General features: G+C 44.7%; 8 protein-coding genes and 2 pseudogenes. All 10 read left to right on the top strand.

What is annotated here, in order from left to right; all coding sequences use genetic code 11:
• Nucleotides 1-335: 335 nt before the first annotated feature.
• The 10 genes and pseudogenes from gyrA (at nucleotide 336) to V7K48_RS10725 (ending at nucleotide 19,402) form a co-directional block, all read left to right on the top strand.
• Nucleotides 336-2,951, top strand: a complete 2,616-nt coding sequence (gyrA, locus tag V7K48_RS10770; RefSeq protein ID WP_335072211.1) for a DNA topoisomerase (ATP-hydrolyzing) subunit A — start codon at nucleotides 336-338, stop codon at nucleotides 2,949-2,951.
• On the top strand, nucleotides 2,932-4,605 hold the full coding sequence (lnt, locus tag V7K48_RS10765; protein ID WP_335072209.1) for an apolipoprotein N-acyltransferase: 1,674 nt from the start codon (nucleotides 2,932-2,934) through the stop codon (nucleotides 4,603-4,605). Before gyrA ends, lnt begins: the two co-directional genes overlap by 20 nt.
• Before the next feature lie 236 nt (nucleotides 4,606-4,841).
• A pseudogene (locus tag V7K48_RS10760) lies at nucleotides 4,842-5,042 on the top strand (ShlB/FhaC/HecB family hemolysin secretion/activation protein); the annotation flags it as partial.
• A 127-nt stretch (nucleotides 5,043-5,169) separates the two neighbouring features.
• Nucleotides 5,170-7,647 carry an S-layer family protein gene (locus V7K48_RS10755; protein WP_335072207.1) on the top strand — a complete coding sequence of 826 codons (2,478 nt, stop codon included), beginning with the start codon at nucleotides 5,170-5,172 and terminating at the stop codon, nucleotides 7,645-7,647.
• Between the two features lie 70 nt (nucleotides 7,648-7,717).
• A complete protein-coding gene (locus tag V7K48_RS10750; protein ID WP_335072205.1) occupies nucleotides 7,718-10,156 on the top strand; it encodes an S-layer family protein in 2,439 nt (812 codons plus the stop codon).
• Nucleotides 10,157-10,206: 50 nt separating this feature from the next.
• A pseudogene (locus tag V7K48_RS10745) lies at nucleotides 10,207-10,866 on the top strand (Uma2 family endonuclease).
• Between the two features lie 604 nt (nucleotides 10,867-11,470).
• Complete coding sequence (locus tag V7K48_RS10740) at nucleotides 11,471-14,017, top strand: CHAT domain-containing protein (protein ID WP_335072203.1); 2,547 nt, start codon at nucleotides 11,471-11,473, stop codon at nucleotides 14,015-14,017.
• A 188-nt stretch (nucleotides 14,018-14,205) separates the two neighbouring features.
• The gene (locus tag V7K48_RS10735) at nucleotides 14,206-15,114 is read left to right on the top strand and encodes a DUF928 domain-containing protein (protein WP_335072201.1); all 909 of its coding nucleotides are present in this window, start codon (nucleotides 14,206-14,208) and stop codon (nucleotides 15,112-15,114) included.
• A gap of 212 nt (nucleotides 15,115-15,326) precedes the next feature.
• Entirely contained in the window at nucleotides 15,327-18,104 is a 2,778-nt protein-coding gene (locus V7K48_RS10730; protein WP_335072199.1) for a CHASE2 domain-containing protein, read from the top strand.
• Nucleotides 18,104-19,402 carry a hybrid sensor histidine kinase/response regulator gene (locus V7K48_RS10725; RefSeq protein ID WP_442949430.1) on the top strand — a complete coding sequence of 433 codons (1,299 nt, stop codon included), beginning with the start codon at nucleotides 18,104-18,106 and terminating at the stop codon, nucleotides 19,400-19,402. The genes V7K48_RS10730 and V7K48_RS10725 overlap by 1 nt, the downstream gene beginning before the upstream one ends.
• The last annotated feature ends 212 nt before the right edge of the window (nucleotides 19,403-19,614 follow it).

The following is a 19,614-nucleotide window of genomic DNA, read 5'->3' as shown; positions in this document are numbered from 1 at the left end:
AAGTAGTCACCTATTTCTAGTTGTTGGAAAGTCATCAGATCCTCAGAATTTTTGCTAAATAACGGTTATAAAAGTAAGAGCTTATCAAGCCAATTTAGATTGTTCTCTTAAATTTACGCTGTCATTGCTCTGTTTAACTAGCTAAGACCTTTTGTAGGGTAGTTTATTATACCCTTACGTAACTAGATATTTGGGTTAGTTATTGAGGCAAAAAAAAGCAATATTATGTTAGGATTATATCAAACTATGGCAATTATTCAAGAGCAATTTAGAATAATTTTGCGCTTTGTTGAATAAAAAAGCTAAAATCTACGATTTTTGGAGATTTTTAGGTTATGACAACCTCACAGGAGAGGATTATCCCGACAGACTTGCGAAACGAAATGTCGCAGTCTTATCTGGAATACGCCATGAGCGTAATAGTGGGTCGGGCGCTGCCAGATGCCAGGGATGGTCTAAAACCTGTGCATCGTCGCATTCTCTACGCAATGCACGAGCTAGGTCTGCTCCACGATCGCCCGTTTAAGAAATGCGCCCGTGTGGTAGGGGAAGTGCTGGGTAAATATCACCCCCACGGCGATACGGCAGTGTATGATGCCTTGGTGCGGATGGCACAGGATTTTTCCATGCGATCGCCCTTAGTTAACGGACATGGTAACTTTGGTTCGGTAGATAATGATCCGCCAGCGGCAATGCGATACACAGAATGCCGCTTGCAAGCTTTAACTAGTGCTGGCCTACTGCACGATATCGAATTAGAAACTGTAGATTTTGCCGATAACTTCGACGGTTCCCAGCAAGAACCGACAGTTTTACCAGCCCGGATTCCGCAGTTGCTGCTCAACGGTTCGTCTGGAATTGCTGTGGGCATGGCAACCAACATTCCCCCCCACAACTTGGGCGAATTGATTGATGCTTTGGTGGCAGTGATCCACAATCCAGAAATCACCGATCTCGAATTAATGCAGTATGTCCACGGTCCAGACTTTCCGACTGGGGCGCAAATTTTGGGGACATCTGCGATTCGAGAAGCTTATACCACTGGGCGCGGTTCCATTACCATGCGTGGTGTAGCTAACATTGAAACCGTTGAACAACGGGGACGCCCAGATAGAGAAGCAATTATCATCACCGAATTGCCCTATCAAACCAACAAAGCGGCGCTGATTGAAAAAATCGCCGAAATGGTGAATGAAAAGCGGCTAGAGGGCATCGCAGATATCCGGGATGAAAGCGATCGCGACGGGATGCGGATTGTGATCGAACTCAAGCGTGATGCTTATCCCCGCGTCGTTCTGAACAACCTCTACAAGCAAACGCCACTGCAAGCCAACTTTGGGGCGAATATGCTGGCGTTGGTGAATAGCGAACCCCAAGTACTTACCCTGAAGCAGTTCTTAAGCGTCTTCTTGGATTTCCGGATCGAATCCATTGCCAGACGCACCCGCTACGAACTGCGGAAAGCCGAGGAACGCGACCATCTTCTACAAGGGTTATTAATTGCCCTGTCCCAGTTAGATCCAATTATTGTCTTGATTCGCCATGCTCCCGATGCGCCCACAGCCAAAGGCGAACTAATCACAACTTACGGACTCTCGGAAGTGCAAGCAGATGCGATTTTGCAGATGCAATTGCGGCGGTTGACTGCCTTAGAAGCCGACAAAATTCGTTTGGAACACGAGGAACTACAAGCGAAAATTACCGACTTGCTAGATATTTTGGCACGGCGAGAGAGGGTGCTGGAAATCATTGAAACTGAAGTCACACAACTAAAAACTAGCTTTGCCACACCCCGCCGCACGGTGATTCTACCAGGGGAAGGGGAGTTAGATGATCGTGACCTAATTGCCAATGAAAAAGCGATCATTCTGGTTACAGAGCAAGGCTACATCAAACGGATGCCAGTCAACACCTTTGAGGCGCAAAGCCGTGCTACCAGAGGTAAAGCCGCAGCCAAGGTGAAAGATGATGATACCGTTGAGCATTTCTTGACTTGCTGCGATCACGACAGTATCTTATTCTTTAGTGAGCGTGGCGTTGTTTATTGCTTAAGAGCGTATCAAATTCCCGTGAGTTCGCGTACTAGTCGCGGGACACCAATTGTCCAAATGCTACCGATTCCTAAAGAGGAAAAAATCACCTCAATTGTACCTGTTGATGAGTTTAGCAATGAAGAATATCTGGTCATGCTTACCAAGGGCGGCAATATCAAAAAAACTGAATTGGCAGCATTTAGTCACATTCGCGCTAATGGTTTGATTGCCATTTCTTTAGAAGAAGGCGACCAACTCCGCTGGGTGCGACGCGCTAGAGTAGAGGACAGTGTAATTATTGGTTCTCGTAACGGGATGGCGATTAACTTCCGGTGCAACCACGAACAACTACGTCCGTTAAGCAGGGCGACTCGTGGGGTGAAAGCCATGAAACTCAAAAACAAAGATGAACTGGTGGGTATGGATATTCTCCCCGCAGCAATTCTTGAAACTTTGGATATAGTTACAGAAGCCGAAATTGAAGATATCGAAACAATTGAAACAATCGAAACAGAAGATATCGAAATTACCGAAATTAATGAAGAGTCCGCAGAAGTGCCTAGCAACGGCATTGTTGGCCCTTGGGTGTTGGTAATTACAATGGCAGGATATGGTAAGCGCGTACCAGTTGCCCAGTTCCGCCTGCAAAACCGTGCCGGTCAGGGTTTAATGGCAACCAAATTCAAAAACCGCAAAAACAAAGACAAGTTGGCAACCCTACGCATTGTCAACAATGATGACGATGAAATCATGATGGTGACAAATCGCGGTATTATCATCCGGCAAGCGGTAAATGCGATTTCCATCCAATCGCGATCGGCAACTGGAGTTAGAGTGCAGCGTTTAGACGAAGACGACGCTATTACCGGAGTGGCAATAGTTCCACCTGATGCTGTCGATGCAGAAGAAGCAGAATAAAAAGCAGGGGGAGAGGTTAACCACCTTACTCCCTTATTTAATTACCTTAGCTAGCGGCATTTTAATGGGGCTAACCGTAGCCCCAGTAGGTGCATGGTTCTTGGCTTGGATGGCCTTAGTTCCCTTATGGGTGCTAGTTGTTACTTCAGCCAAAGGCAAAAATCAATCCCCCCCGGCCTTCCTCTGGGGTATTGCTTATCACGGTGTCGCCCTATTTTGGATTACCGGAATTCATCCGATGACATGGTTGGGTGTTCCTTGGTTGCCAAGTTTGGCAATTACCCTTTTTTGTTGGGGATTTATTAGCCTCTTGGGAGGAGTATTCGTTGCTATTTGGGCGGCTGTAATGGTTCATCTGGGCGGGCAAAAATCCTGGCTACGTGTACTGATTGGCACAGCCGTCTGGTGCGGCTTAGAGAGTTTGTGGAGTGCTGGGCCTCTGTGGTGGAGTTCCCTGGCTTACACTCAAAGTCCGCACAATCTCGTAATTGTACATCTGGGTCAACTCTCTGGGCCTAATACTGTCACAGCAGCGATCGTTGCCGTTAATGGGTTAATTGCAGAAGGATGGACGAACCGACAAGATGGCAAGGACGCCAAGATTTCCTTTGTGTCGCGCCAGCTGCTACCCTACGGGAACGCTAAGAGCGAACAAGTCGGGGAACCCACCCAACGCACTAGCTTCTCTGCGCCTCTGCGGTTCGTTAATAAATACTGGATTATCGCCACAGGATTATTAATTACTTTACACCTCATCGGTTTTATTTTATATAGCAGTCCTATCGCCCAACCACCAGAAGCAGCCTTGAAAGTGGGGATTGTTCAGGGTAATATTCCGAACCGACTTTTACGAAGTTCCGAAGGGTTTCGTCGCGCCCAAGAAAACTACACCAATGGATATCTAACTTTAGCAGATCAAGGTGTAGATGCCGTCCTCACCCCAGAAGGAGCCTTACCTATTTTCCAGCGCAACTTGATGCAAACTGCCTTAGTCGCAGCCGTGAAAGAAAAAGGTATAGTTGCTTGGATTGGGGCTTTTGGCGAACGGGGAGACAGTTATACAATTAGTTTGTTTACTTTCAATAAAAAAGCTGAAATTGTCAGCCGCTACGATAAAGCTAAATTAGTACCTCTGGGAGAATATATTCCCTTTGAAGGAATATTAGGCAAAATAGTTCAGCGCTTGTCGCCTTTAGATGCACACCAAGTTCCCGGTTCAGCAAATCAGCTATTTGATACCCCTTTTGGTCGGGCGATCGCTAGTATATGTTATGAATCTGCTTTTCCTGAGCAATTTCGCCGTCAAGCTGCGGCGGGTGGACAATTTATCCTCAGTTCTTCTAACGATGCCCATTACACTGCATCCATGCCATTCCAGCACCATGCACAGGATATCATGCGGGCAATTGAAACTGATCGATGGTCAGCACGGGCAACTAATACAGGATATTCAGCCTTTGTAGATCCTCACGGTGGAACCTTGTGGATATCTGGATATAATACCTACGAAACTCATGCTGAAACAATTTATCGCCGACAGACACAAACTTTATATGTGCGTTGGGATGATTGGTTAACACCTTTGTTGTTGATATGCTCTGGAGGAGCTTGGCTGGTAACTCAACTTAGGGATACAAATAAAATAAGTAGTTAACTACCTCATACTAAGTTGCATTTACTGTTACTTACAGTTTAATCAATATTGCTAATGTATTTCTCCTGTTTACCTTCATTTTGGACTTTGGACAAATAATATCAAGTATGGTTGATTAATTACTATTGGAAGCATCTGTGTAAAAATCGTAAACCTTTTTTTGGCTTTGCTGAAACTGTAATGAACTAAGCTGGCAGAGGAAGTATCCCTCATTCAAAAGTCAAAAGTAGTATGGAATGGGCAAAGGCTGGAATGTCAAGGACGAAAATCCATCGCCTAGTCTATTGGTTGGTATCGGGTTAGGGCTGTTGTGGAAACAGGGCAATAATTTCTCAGCCCATCTGGATTGGGGCATTCCTCTGACATCAGTGGAAGGTGAAAAGCGATCGCTCCAGGAAAATGGGCTGTACTTCTCAATAGGTTATTCACCGTTTTAATCCAACAATAGTGCTGAGTGCTGAAATTATGAGTCCAGAGGAAGCACTCATTGCTCGGCACTGTTTCGGTGAATGTTAAGAGCAATTTAGGGAACCCTAATTATTAAGTATAAATGGAAACTGGATAATGCAAACGACCTCTGTTGTTTCGGGTTTAGTAAATGGAATATTGACAGCTGGGATGCTCCTCTGGAGCGGCTTTGCCAATGCCCAGGTGACTCCCGACACCACCCTCAACACCACCGTCTCCCAAAGTGGTAATAACTTCACCATCACTAACGGTAGTGCCGCAGGTAGTAATCTGTTTCACAGCTTTCGTAAGTTTTCCGTGCCCACTGGTGGTTCAGCCACCTTTAATTTAATCAACACGCCCAATATCTCCACCATTTTCAGTCGTGTAACTGGGGGTAGTATTTCCCAGATTGACGGCGTAATTCAAACAATTAACAATAGTAATCCCGTCAGCCTGTTTCTGCTCAATCCCAGTGGGATTATTTTCGGTGTGAATGCTCAATTGAATATTGGTGGATCGTTTATTGGCACTACTGCTAACAGCATTAAATTTGCTGATGGTGCTGAGTTTAGTGCAATTGGTGCTCAAGCTGCCCCATTGTTGAGTATCAATGTTCCTTTTGGTCTGCAACTGGGCAGCAATCCTGCACCAATAACGGTTCAAGGTACAGGACACTCCTTGACCACGATCAGTGCATCGGCTCTGCTTCCCATCACTCGGATTCCTAGTTCTACAGAACTGTCGGTACAGCCTGGAAAAACCTTAGCCTTGGTGGGTGGGAACCTAAATTTGAATGGGGCTACTCTGAGAGCCGAACAAGGGCGAGTAGAATTGGGCAGTGTGGGTAGCGCAGGGCTAGTCAGCTTGATGCCAACCGCACAGGGCTATACGTTGGGGTATGGAAATGTGCAACGCTTTGGCGATATTCATCTGGCAGGGCGATCGCTATTAGATATCAGCGGAGTGAATGCAGGTTCTGTGCAAGTTCAGGGTCAGCAAATTCAATTCACCGATGGCTCTCTGGTGCTGGCGCAGAATTTCGGCAATCTCCCTGGTGGTGACATTCGCTTTCAGGCTACGGAGGCAATTGATCTGATTGGTACAACATCCGATGCTAAGATTTCAAGCGGGGTACGTAATGAAGCCTTTGGCATTGGGGCTAGTGGGAACATCAGCGTTGTTACTCCCAGGCTGACCCTCAAGCAGGGAGCGACATTAAATAACTTAACATTCGGAGCGGCTCCCAGTGGCAATATCCAGATCGATGGGATGGCGGTTGATATATCTGGCTTCTCACCCATTAATCCCGGTGTTGCTAGCTACATTAACACTACCACGCTAGGCACTGGGAACGCTGGTAATGTTTTTATCAATGGCAATAGTCTAGTGGTGTCAAGCGGTGCCTCATTGTCTTCGGCTACCTTTGGCAGTGGCTCTAGCGGTAAAGTGACGATTCGCAACACCAACACCACGGTGACGGGAGAAAGCCCCTCCGGACTTTACAGCAACATTAGCTCAACTACATTTGCAACCGGAAGTGCCAAAACCTTGACGCTAGATACTGCCAAATTGCAAATTCTGGATGGGGGAGTAGTTGCTGCCACCGCATTTTTTGCAGGTAATGGGGGAGATTTGAACATCAACGCTACCGAATCAATCGCAATCAGTGGTCAAGGTCAGACAAATCATAGCAGCATTAATGCGTCCAGCATCCGACTCGATCCGTCATTGCGGCAGCGATTCGGTTTGCCAGATATGCTAACAGCTAATGCAGGTACTGTGAGCATTACCACACCGAACTTAACGCTGACGAATGGCGGGACAGTCAGTGTCACCACTCAAGGGAGTGGAAATGGTGGCAATATTAACATCAATGCAGATACCATCCAATTAAAGAATAAAGGGTTTATTCAAGCCCAAACAGAATCCGGCAATGGTGGCAATATTACCTTACAAACCAGAAACCTGTTGTTTCTACGAGACAATAGCCTGATTACCTCAACAGCTGGTGGTAACGGTAATGGGGGTAATATCAATATCAATGCACCGATCATTGTCGGATTAGAAAACAGTGATATTGTTGCTAATGCAGTGCGAGGTCGTGGTGGTAATATTCAAATCACTACCCAAGGCATCTTTGGTCTGAAATTTCATGACCAACTAACACCAGACAATGATCTTACTGCAAGTTCACAGTTGGGTGTGAATGGTAATGTGCAAGTCAATACCATTGGTGTCGATCCAAATTCCGGTTTAGTCCAACTACCAGCGAATGTAAATAATCCAGCGCAGCAAATAGCGACTGGTTGTTCTACAAACCAAGGCAGTCGCTTTGTGGCAACAGGACGGGGTGGTGTGCCACAAAATCCCAATCAGCAAATAACGAGCGATCGCACTTGGGACGATGTGCGAGATTTATCTGCTTACCGAAAAACTGGCAATGTTACTCCCCAAACGCATGTATCACTAAAGGTTCTCGTTGAAGCCACTTCTTGGCATCGTAACGCTGATGGCAAAATTGAATTAATCACGGCTCCATTTCCTACCTACGTGCAGCAATCATTAACCTGTGCTGCTTCAGCTAAGAGTTAACTACAAATAAGGTTAGCAACAATTCCATTTTGGGAAACCTAAGTACACAGATCGAAATGGAGGCGGGGTGATGAAAGTAATTTCTGCTAGGTTCAGTTTGCTTGGTGGAATGTTAATATGTGGGATTTGGAATAGTTGTGCAAATGCTCAAGTAATTACCGATGGAACTCTCAACAGCACAGTATCCCAAAGCGGCAATAACTTTACCATTACCAACGGCAGTCGTGTCGGCAACAACCTGTTTTACAGCTTCAGCCAATTCTCTATTCCTAGCAATGGTTCTGCATTCTTCAATAATGCCGCAGATGTGCAAAATATTTTTAGCCGTGTGACTGGGGGCAGTATTTCCCACATTGATGGTTTAATTACAGCCAATGGTAGGGCCAATTTTTTTTTACTTAACCCTAATGGGATCATTTTTGGTGCTAATGCCCAATTAAATATAGGCGGTTCATTGATTGCAACGACAGCTAATAGCATCAAATTTGCTGATAGAAGTGAATTTAGCGCCATTAATCCCCAAACTAACGCATTATTAAGTATCAATGTTCCCATTGGACTGCAACTAGGTAATAATCCTTCAGCGATACAAGTCCAAGGTACAGGGCATTTAGACATCGAGAGCGATATTATTCCGACGATTCGCAATCCTAGCCCGACAAGATTGCAAGTACAGGCGGGAAAAACTTTGGCGTTGGTAGGTGGTAATCTGAATCTGAATGGCGCTACCTTAACTGCCGAAACAGGGCATATAGAATTAGGTAGCCTAGGAGGTGCAGGATTAGTTAGTTTAGTGCCAATCACTCAGGGATATAAATTGGAGTATGGCAATGGGCAAAGCTTTAGTGACATTCAACTAGCACAAAAGTCACTATTAGATGTCAGTGGGGTAAATGCGGGTTCAGTTCAGCTTCAGGGACGAAATATTCGCTTGAGCGATGGTTCGTTAGTTTTAGCGCAGAATTATGGAAGTCTTCCTGGTGGAGACATTCGTTTTCAAGCATCAGAAGCCATCGATATGATTGGCGGAACATCCGCTACCACAATTCGAGGTGGGATTCGCAGTAACACCTTGAGCACCGGAACTGGTGGGAATATAAGTATCATCACTCCCCGGTTAACACTCCAACAGGGTTCAGGGATAGAGAACTCAACACACGGAGTAGCTGACAGTGGCAACATTCAGATTGAAGCCGCAGCAATAGAGATGTCCGGCTTCTCACCCCTGACGCCCATTGCAACAAACATTCTCACTGGCACATACGGTACTGGGTCAGCAGGTGATATCTCTATTAATGGGGATAGATTGGTAATATCTGGTGGAGCTTTATTGACTTCATATACATATGGCAGTGGCTCTAGTGGTAAAGTGACAATTCGCAATCAAAATACCACAGTTATGGGGAAAACCCCTTTTGAAATTTCTAGTAACATTAGTATCAGTAGCTTTGCGAGTGGAAATACAAAAGATTTGATCCTAGATACTGGGAAGTTACAAATCTTAGATGGAGGAGCAGTTGGTTCATTAGTATTTTATACTGGCAATGGAGGAAATGTCAGCATTAATGCTAGAGAGGCGATCACAATTAGTGGTGTCAGTCCTAACACTTATAGTAGCCTCGGTTCATCTGTCATCCGTTCAAGTCCACAACTACTTAAGTTATTTGGCTTACAGGATGTACTGATGGGAAATGCAGGTAGTGTTAGTATTACCACACCAAATTTGACACTCAATGATGGCGGTAGTGTAAGCGTTACCAGCCAAGGTAGTGGAAATGCTGGCAATCTCAACATCACCGCAGATCGCATCCAATTAAAAAATCAAGGCTCAATCCAAGCACAGACAGAATCTGGTAATGGTGGCAACATCGACTTACAAGTGGGAAATTTGTTGCTAATACGCGATCGCAGCAATATTAGTGCTACAGCAGGCGGTAACGGTAATGGAGGTAATATTAATATCAATGCACCTATTATCGTCGGATTAGAAAACAGCGATATTATTGCTAATGCGGTGAAAGGTAGAGGGGGTAATATTCAAATCAGCACACAAGGGCTTTTCGGACTGAAGTTTCGTCCCCAACTGACATCAGAGAATGACATCACTGCTAGTTCCCAATTTGGGGTTAGCGGCACGGTTAAAGTCAATACCATTGGCGTTGATCCAAATTCTGGCTTAGTCGAATTGCCAGCAAATGTAATTGATCCATCTCAGCAAATTGCCACAGGCTGCGCGGGTAGTGAAGGCAGTAGCTTTGTGGCAACAGGCCGGGGTGGTGTGCCGCAAAATCCCAATCAGCAAGTAACCAGCGATCGCACTTGGTCTGATATCCGCAACATCTCTGCATACCGGAAAACCCAGAAGCTACAAGCACAAATACCCCAATCTCCAGAGGTTCTCGTTGAAGCTACTTCTTGGCGACGGAATGCACAGGGGAAAATTGAGTTAATTGCGGCTCAATCAGCCCATGTAGAACCATCTTTAACCTGTGCTGCGGTGTCAAACTAATCAGTCCCGACGTTGGAAATGGTAAAGTCAAAACAAGCGGAGGTTTTGATATGGCTGAAGTTTTACCCAAACTATTGACCTTTGAAGAATTTATCAAATGGTTGCCGGAAAACACCGGGAAGCGTTACGAATTACACGACGGGATAATTGTTGAAATGCCTCAGCCGAGTGGAAAACATGAAAAAGTTACCAGATTTGTAGCAGGGGAAATTACCGTTGAATACAAACGCTTGAAATTGCCATACTTTATCCCCAAAACAGCATTAGTAAAACCACTGAGAAAATCATCGGGTTATTCACCGGATGTAGTTTTAATCAACGATGCTAATTTACACAACGAGGAATTGTGGGAAAAAGCATCTACCGTGACTCAAAGTGAATCCATTCCTTTGATTATTGAGGTTGTGAGTACAAACTGGGAAGACGATTATTACACAAAATTAGGAAATTATGTTCGCGTAGCGTCTCGTTGGCGCAGCCTCTCGTAGAGAAGAGAAGCAATGAAGATTCCTGAATATTGGATCATTGATTATGCAGCTTTGGGAGCAAGAAAATTTATTGGTAATCCCAAACAACCAACTATTTCTATTTATCATTTAGTTGATGAAGAATATCAAGTCGCCCAATTTAAAAATTATGAACGAATTATATCCCCTATTTTTCCAGAGTTGAAACTGACTGCTAATCAGATTTTTAATAGTGCTTTGTAGAGCCTTTTTTTATCTACAGTCTAGCGAACTCCCGATAATATAGCAATATAGCAATCCTATTTGATTTGTATAGGACTTACGTCATGAAATCTTTAGGGCAGGGACTGGGGGAAGAATCTCTGTAACCGCAGTGGATACGATTGAAATGCTTAGGGTTTCGCTGACGAACCTGACATAGGAATCATCCAATTTTGGACTTTCCTGCGGAACGCTACGCATAGCTTGCTTCTTTGTTCTCGGAGCGTCTCGTAGAGAAGGAGTACGGCTACGCTCAGTCGAACGATTTGAGATTTTGGATTAACCCGCACGGATAAATCCGCTTGCTCTGAGACATGCATTAAATTTTGGATTTGGAATCTTCTCTACGAGAGGCTCCGCCAACAATTCCATTATCCAAAATTTAAACATCTAAAATTCGGTGACAAAGAATGTAGAGACCTAGCACTGCTATGTCTCTACAAGGTTTATGGATAATGCATATTTCCTTTTTGGAGATGTCTAATAGATCCAAGTTATAAGTTGGGCAATATAAGTTTACTCATTCTTTAAGCACTTGTGCTGTGAGTGATTTTTCAAAAGCTGTTATGAATCTTGGTAATTATTTATGGCTTTCGGAATTAAACAAACTCATTGGCTATATGTCAGCCTCAGTATTTTAAGTTTGTGTTTAGCATTTACCATTACACCTGTAAAAGCATCTCTACCAGTAACAACTACAGTTATTTCTTCTTCCCAGCCTACCAACTGGCTAGAACAGGGACGGAACCTCTACCGTTCAGGACGCTTTGCAGAAGCAGTGACAATTTGGCAAACGGCAGCACAACAATACCATACCCAAGGCGATCGCCTTAACGAAGCCCTAAGCTTGAGTTACCTTTCACTGGCACAACAGGAACTTAACCAATGGGAAGCAGCCAGTCAATCTATTGAGCAAAGTCTGAAACTATTGCAAACCTCTATTCCCTCTGCTGATGCAATTCTCTGGGCACAAGCACTCAATACCCAGGCAAATTTGCAATTGCACAATGGCAAAGCCGAAACCGCCCTTGAAAGTTGGCAGCAAGCTCAAAAATATTATGAGCAGGCAGGTGACAAAATGGGCAGTTTGGGGAGTCAAATCAACCAGGCACAAGCTTTACAAAGTTTAGGATTTTATCGCCGTTCTAAAGTGCAGTTGGAAATGCTGACTCAAAAGCTTTTAACAATGCCAGATTCGGAAATCAAAATCAGTGGGTTACGATCGCTTGGTTTAGCCCTACAAATGATTGGTGATGCAAAAAATCAAGAGGTGTTGGAGCAAAGTTTAGCGATCGCTCGTAAAATTGCAGCCAAACCCTACTTGAGTTCTATCCTGCTGAGTCTGGGAACAACTGCTGTTGACTTGCAAGATCCACAGACGGCGTTAGATTACTTTGAACAAGCAGAACAGGTAGCCACCAATCCAAGCGATGGCTTGCAAGCACGTTTAGCTCGTTTCAAACTTTTCCTCGACTACGACAAGCCTGAGTTTGCCACCCCGTTGGCACCTCAACTACTACAACAACTTAAGGAACTGCCCCCTAGTCACACCTCCCTCTACGCAGCCATCAATTTTGTCGCCACCCTAAATCGGCACTCAACTTCTGACCAAATCATCCCCTTGAAAGACCTGGTGCAACTCATGGCAGTCACAGTCAAGTCTGCACAGCAAATCCAAGATGCTCAAGCAGAAGCTTATGCACTGCATCAGTGGGGAAAACTCTATCGTCGTACACAGCAGTTATCACAAGCACAGGAGTTAACTCAGAAATCCCTCGATATTGCCCGTCAACTCCAAGCTAACGATATCATTGCTCAATCTGCTTGGCAGATGGGACAGTTGGATAAACAACAGGGCGATCGCTCAAAAGCAATTAGTGCCTATACCGAAGCCGTCAAAGCCTTAAAGTCACTGCGAGGGGATTTGGTTGCCATCAACCCCGATGTTCAGTTTTCTTTCCGCGAAAGTGTAGAGCCTGTTTACCGAGAACTAGTCGGTTTACTTCTAGATAATCAACCGAGCCAAGCTGCATTGGTGCAAGCCCGTGAATTAATTGAGGCACTCCAAATTGCAGAACTCGATAACTTTTTCCGGGAAGCCTGTTTAGATAAAACTCAGCAAATTGATCAGGTTGATCCCACTGCAACCGTCATTTATCCAATCATCCTGCCCGATCGTTTAGCGGTGATTCTCTCCAAAGCTGGACAACCGCTCGATTACTATGTCACTTCTAAATCTCAAGCTGAAATTGAGCAGACTCTGGGCAATTTTTTAGTTGCTCTCAATCCTGTCTCAGATTCCAAAGACCGAAATCGATTATCCCAGCAGATTTATGATTGGCTGATTCGTCCAGCCCAAATCAATCAAGGATTCAAAGATACTAAGACATTAGTGTTTGTTTTAGATGGCCATTTGCGTAACATTCCAATGGCTGCCTTATATGACGGTAAACAGTATCTAATCGAGAAGTATGCAGTCGCACTCTCACCAGGATTGCAACTTATGGCTACGCGATCGCTAAAGCAAAACAAAATAAATGCGATCGTGGGTGGTATTAGCGAATCTCGCGCTGGTTTTAATGCTTTGCCTGCTGTGGAATCAGAAGTTAAACAAATCTCAAAAGCGGTGTCATCCTTTATATTGCTGAACCAGAAATTCACAAGTCAAGCCCTCGCTCAACGCGTGAAATCCAGTAATGCTGGTATTGTCCACCTAGCAACCCACGGACAGTTTAGCTCCCGCCTCGAAGATACTTTCTTGCTTACCTGGAATGGACAAGTCAACGTCAAAGAGTTGTCCGAACTCTTGAAAAATCGGCATGGTGATCCATCGAAAGCAATCGAGTTACTGGTGCTGAGTGCCTGTGACACAGCAGCAGGGGACGATCGCGCTGTCCTTGGGCTGGCAGGTTTGGCTGTCAAATCTGGGGCCCGCTCAACCATCGCCACTTTATGGCCAGTTAAAGATAAGGCAGCCGCGATGCTCATGACTCACTTCTATGAGCAACTGCGACAACCCAAAATCACTAAAGCCGAAGCACTACGGCAGGCACAAATAAACATGATTCAACAAACTGATTTCCATGATCCGTTTTTTTGGTCTGCTTTCGTTTTAGTTGGAAACTGGCTTTAATTAAGTAATAACACGTATTTCTATATAATAAATTAATGCGTTTATTACATACTTTTATTAACAAATAGTCTATATTTTAGGAGATTTTATCCCATTATTACCGTGATTAGAGATATTCTATAGGTTACTTCCCACAGTCGCAATTAATGTATTTTGTATCACTTCTCAAGCAATTGAGGTATGACATTATGAAACGTCGATATTTCGCTAGTACATTGAGCCTTATCGCTCTAATTGCTAACTGTGCCTGGACTAGCGCTAGTGCTGTGACATTTACCCCACCTGCAAAAAATAGCGCTCCTAGCCAAGCGACTGGGGGAGCTTCTCGCGGTAATATGTTTACGCCTGCCTCTGGAAAGGGTGCGCCCAGCCAAGCGACTGGGGGAGCTTCTCGCGGTAGTATATTTACCCCTGCCGCTGGCAAGGGTGCGCCCAGACAAGCGACTGGGGGAGCTTCTCGCGGTAATCTATTTACCCCTGCCTCTGGCAAGGGTGCTCCCAGACAAGCAGCTGGGGGAGCTTCTCGCACTGGTACTTACTACTTGAATCCATCAACTGTAGAAGCAAAAGGGCCAACAGCGCTAATCGCACTTCTACCCCAAAGCTTCTATGGCACAACAGTGTCTGAACGTCCCACAATTCTGGTGTATCTCCCTGCTTCCAACGCCCAAGAAGCTGTGTTCAGCCTCAAGGATGAAGCTGGCAACATGCAGCATCAGATGAACATTTCAGTTGTAGGGAAAACTGGGGTGATTGCGATCAAATTACCAGCGGATGCACCCGCTTTAACCGTTGGCAAAAACTACCAATGGTTCCTAGCACTCAAACTGGATGGGCAACTCAGTCCAAGTACGCCTTACGTTGATGGTTGGATTGAGCGAATCCAGCCCAGTGCTGATCTGGCAACCACAATGCAACAACAGGATGCGCTGAAGCGGGCGACTGGTTTGGGTAAAAATGGGGTTTGGTATGATTGTGTAGCAACACTTGCTGCACTGCACACCGCCCAACCTACCAATGCAACTCTCTCTAAACAATGGGAAGAACTTCTTTCCTCAGTTAGTTTGAAGGAGATTGTAACAGCACCGCTAATATAGCACTTCTCAATTGAGTCGGAATACAGACCTAACCCCCACCCCTTCCTTATAGGGAAGGGGAGTAAATTCAAAGCCTCTCTCCTTTTAGAAGAGAAGTCAAAGTGTATTAACAAAAAGCGCTATAGTATCCGCTAACTAACATAATCAACAGGTGTTAGTGGGGTATTACTCCACCAACACTGACCAATATCAATGAACTGTATGGCACAAATATGTGGCACAGATTTCAGACTTTCATCCAACGCACTCGCAGTGTCTTGATCATTAGTCCCAGTGTTGCTCTAGCAGTTATTGTCGGGCAGTCCTTGGGGCTTTTTAATTTACCTGAATGGAAACTTCGCGATCAATGGGTTCGTTTGCAATCATCAGAGAAAATAGCCAACGAGATTGTAATTGTTACAATCGATGAGCGCGATATTCAATCGGTGGGTAAATGGCCAATTCCAGACTGGGCACTAGCACAATTACTCGATAAAATCCGGGCGCAACAGCCTCGCTCCATCGGACTGGATCTCTATCGAGATTTGCCCGAAGGAAGTGGACATGAGCAACTTGGGCAAATTTTCCGCAGTACTCCCAATTTAATCGGAGTTGAGAAAATTATCGGTGAGCGCGTCAATCCGCCACCAGAATTGAAAAAAAGAGATCAGGTAGGATTAGCAGATTTGGTACTCGATGGCGATCGCTCTATTCGTCGCGCCCTGCTCACAGCGGTGGATGCCAAAGAACAAGACACCATCAAAGCAGGGCTGGCAACCAGTGTAGCGCTCAAGTACCTCGAAGTTGAAGGGATTACCTTAGAAAGCATTGATGCCCAGCGGCAAAAGTTCCAATTGGGTAAAGAAATCTACCAGCCACTGCAAAATCAAGAAGCAGGTTATGCTGATGGCGATTTAGGAGGCTATCAAATTCTCCTCAACTGGCATGGAACGGATGCAGCATTTCACACAGCTACCATGCGCGATGTGTTGGCAGGGAAGATTCCGGCAGACCTGATGCGCGATCGCATGGTATTTATTGGATCAATCGCCTCTAGTACCAACGATTTTTTCAGCACACCCTTCAGTTCTTCCTGGATATCTGCTCAAAAACCGACACCTGGTGTTGTTATCCATGCCAATATTGCCCATCAATTGGTACAAGGAGCTAAAACAGGAAAAACAACCCTCCACGGCGTTTCCAGCATTTCTCTGTGGCTCTGGATTGTTTTGTGGTCTGTGATCGGTTCTACGAGTAGTTGGTGGTTAGCCAGTGCGCCTAGAAAGCTACAGATTCCAGGGGGCCAGATTCTTTGGATAACTGTAGGGATCAGTGGGGCCTGTCTGGGGAGTGCTTACGGGATATTTTTAAATGGGATTCTAATACCGGTTACACCAGCTTTAGCCGCGTTCATCAGCAGTGTAATTGCGACAATGAATGCCTATAAACAGCAGCAGCTAGAAGAAGCGAATCACCAACTGGAAATTGCCAACAATCAACTATTAGATTATTCCAAAACCTTAGAGGTAAAAGTCGAAGAGCGAACTCATGAACTGGTTGAGGCAAAGCAGGCTGCCGATGCTGCTAACCAAGCAAAAAGCGAGTTTCTTGCAAATATGAGCCATGAGCTACGGACACCGCTCAATGGCATCCTTGGTTTTGCACAAGTACTAGAGCGATCGCCAAACATCACAAATAAAAACCGCGAAGGAATCAATATTATCTCTCAATGCGGGACGCATCTTTTGATGTTGATCAATGATATTCTTGATATCTCAAAAATTGAAGCTCGGAAATTGGAATTGGTAGCAACTGCTGTGCATCTACCGAACTTTTTACACGGTGTTACCGAGATTTGTGGGATCAGAGCCGAGCAGAAAGGGATTACTTTTAATGTTTTAATCAGCGATCGCCTTCCCCTTGCCATTGAAGCAGATGAACAACGGCTGCGACAAGTATTGATTAACTTGCTAGGCAACGCGATCAAATTTACAGACATCGGTAGTGTGACGTTCAAAGTAGAGGCACTGAAGACTGGGCAAGATTCTGCCCAATCCCTAACCACCAAGATTCGTTTCCAGATTGAAGATACGGGTATTGGAATGTTACCAGACCAATTAGAGAAAATCTTTTTGGCCTTTGAGCAAGTGGGTGAAGCAGGGCAGCGATCTGAAGGTACTGGCTTGGGATTGGCCATCAGTCAAAGAATTGCAGCATTGATGGAGAGCCAAATTCAAGTGCAGAGTCGCTTGGGTGAAGGAAGTATATTTTGGCTAGACTTGACAGTCCCATTATCACTTTCCCATGACTGGCATGAACAGGCGATCGCCCCAACCCAGCATTCGATTACCAGAACTTCGGGTAGTGCGCCTCTGGTTCTCATTGTCGATGACGATCGCAATCACTGCTCCATATTGACGAATCTGCTGCAAGAAATTGGCTGTCAAACCTTGGAAGCAACCGATGGTAAACACGGGCTACAAATCGTAAAAGAATGTAACCCGGATGTGATTTTGCTCGATTTAGCCATGCCCAATATGGATGGTTTTGAGCTAATGATTCACCTGCAATCTGATCTAAAAACCCGTTCTATTCCGATCATCGTCTCTAGTGCCAGCGTGTTCGAGGAAAATCGGCAGCGGAGTTTACAAGCAGGAGCAAAAGCATTCCTGCCCAAACCCCTCCAGGTTGATGAACTATTCAATACACTCCGCTCGGTGCTAGAAGTTGACTGGAGCTATGCCCAATCTATACCTCAGCAGTCATCTCCTAAAGGCGAGTTACCCGATAACGAATGGGTTCTGCCATCGCAAGATGTTTTGCAACAACTTTACCATTTGGCAATGATGGGCGATATCGCGGCGATCGAGAAAATGTTAGAAGAGTTAATTGCACAAAACAGCCAGCTAACTCCTTTCGTAGTTGAGTTAAACAAACTCACTGTCAATTTCCAAACCGGACAAATACGTAAATTTATAAAATCATTTGTAACAATGGAGTCACGGCAATGATGGCTGATTCTCTCTCGAAGCCAATACATATCCTTTTGGTAGATGATAATCCAAACAATCTCAAGGTGCTATCAGAAATGATTCAGGGATATGGCTGGAAAGCACTCATGGCAACGAATGGAGAGTCGGCGATCGAACAAACTGAATATGCCCTTCCCGATCTGATTCTCCTGGATGTGATGATGCCTGGTATTGATGGATTTGAAACTTGCCGCAGGCTGAAAGCAAATCCCATAACTCAGAATATTCCAGTCATTTTCATGACTGCCCTATCCGATTCTAAAGACAAGGTGAAAGGATTAGAAATTGGCGCAGTTGACTACGTTACCAAACCTTTCCAGCAGGAAGAAGTCATTGCCAGATTAAAGTTACACCTGAAAATCTCCCATCTCACATATACCCTAGAGCAAAGGGTACAAGAGCGCACCGCAGAATTAACCCAATCTCTACAGCAGTTACAACAAACCCAACTACAACTGATCCAAAGTGAGAAAATGTCTACTCTGGGACAACTTGTTGCAGGCATTGGTCATGAAATTAATAACCCGATTGGTTTTATTGAAGGAAATTTCTCCTATATTACAGAATATACAAATAATCTTCTTCACTTGGTCAACCTCCAACAGCAGAAGCTACCGCATCCAGAACCAGAAATTGAAGAACTTCTCAATCAAATGGACTTTGAGTATCTAGCAGAGGATATTCCAAAATTGCTAGCATCAATGCGCCAGGGAATTGACCGCCTTAAGGACATTAGCCTTTCTCTGAGAACTTTTGCTCGTTCAGATATTTCATCTAAGATGGAGTTTCAGATTCACGAAGGGATTAATAGCACCTTAATGCTATTGAAACACCGATTGCAAAACCAAGGAAACCACCCGGCAATCAAGGTTATCACCCAATACGGTAAGTTACCTCCAATCAGTTGCTATCCCGGACAGCTGAACCAGGTCTTCATGAATATCATCGCTAATGCCATTGATGCATTGGATGACCTCAATCAAAACCACTCTGATCAAAAGATTGCTACTTGTCCAAACACTATCACTATCACTACATCAGTTAATTATCAGCAAGAAACTGTCACAATTTGCATTCAAGATAACGGACCTGGGATACTTCCTGAGGTACAAACTCGAATTTTTGAGCAATCTTTCACAACTAAACCCGTAGGCAAGGGAACCGGGCTTGGATTAGCTATCAGCTACCAAATCATTGTTGATAAACATAATGGACAAATCGACTGTTTGTCAATTCCTGGTGAGGGAACTAAGTTTATTATTACTTTGCCGATTTAATATTTCATGTCAAGTTTATTACCTCAACTCAATCTATAGCCTTTTTAAATGTTTTATAATACTTTGCCAATTGGGAAAAGTTACATTTTGCTAGGGAGCATCCCAAATGTGTAAAAATATAATTTGTCATAGTGAGCAGAACGTAGTCAAGCAAAGCGATCGCAAAGTCCAGATAAAGCAAATTGCAACATTTCAGCTACCATGCTGGTTCT

Source organism: Nostoc sp., from assembly GCF_036919615.1.
Classification (GTDB): Bacteria; Cyanobacteriota; Cyanobacteriia; order Cyanobacteriales; family Nostocaceae; genus Nostoc.
This window is presented reverse-complemented; position numbering and strand designations above follow the sequence as displayed.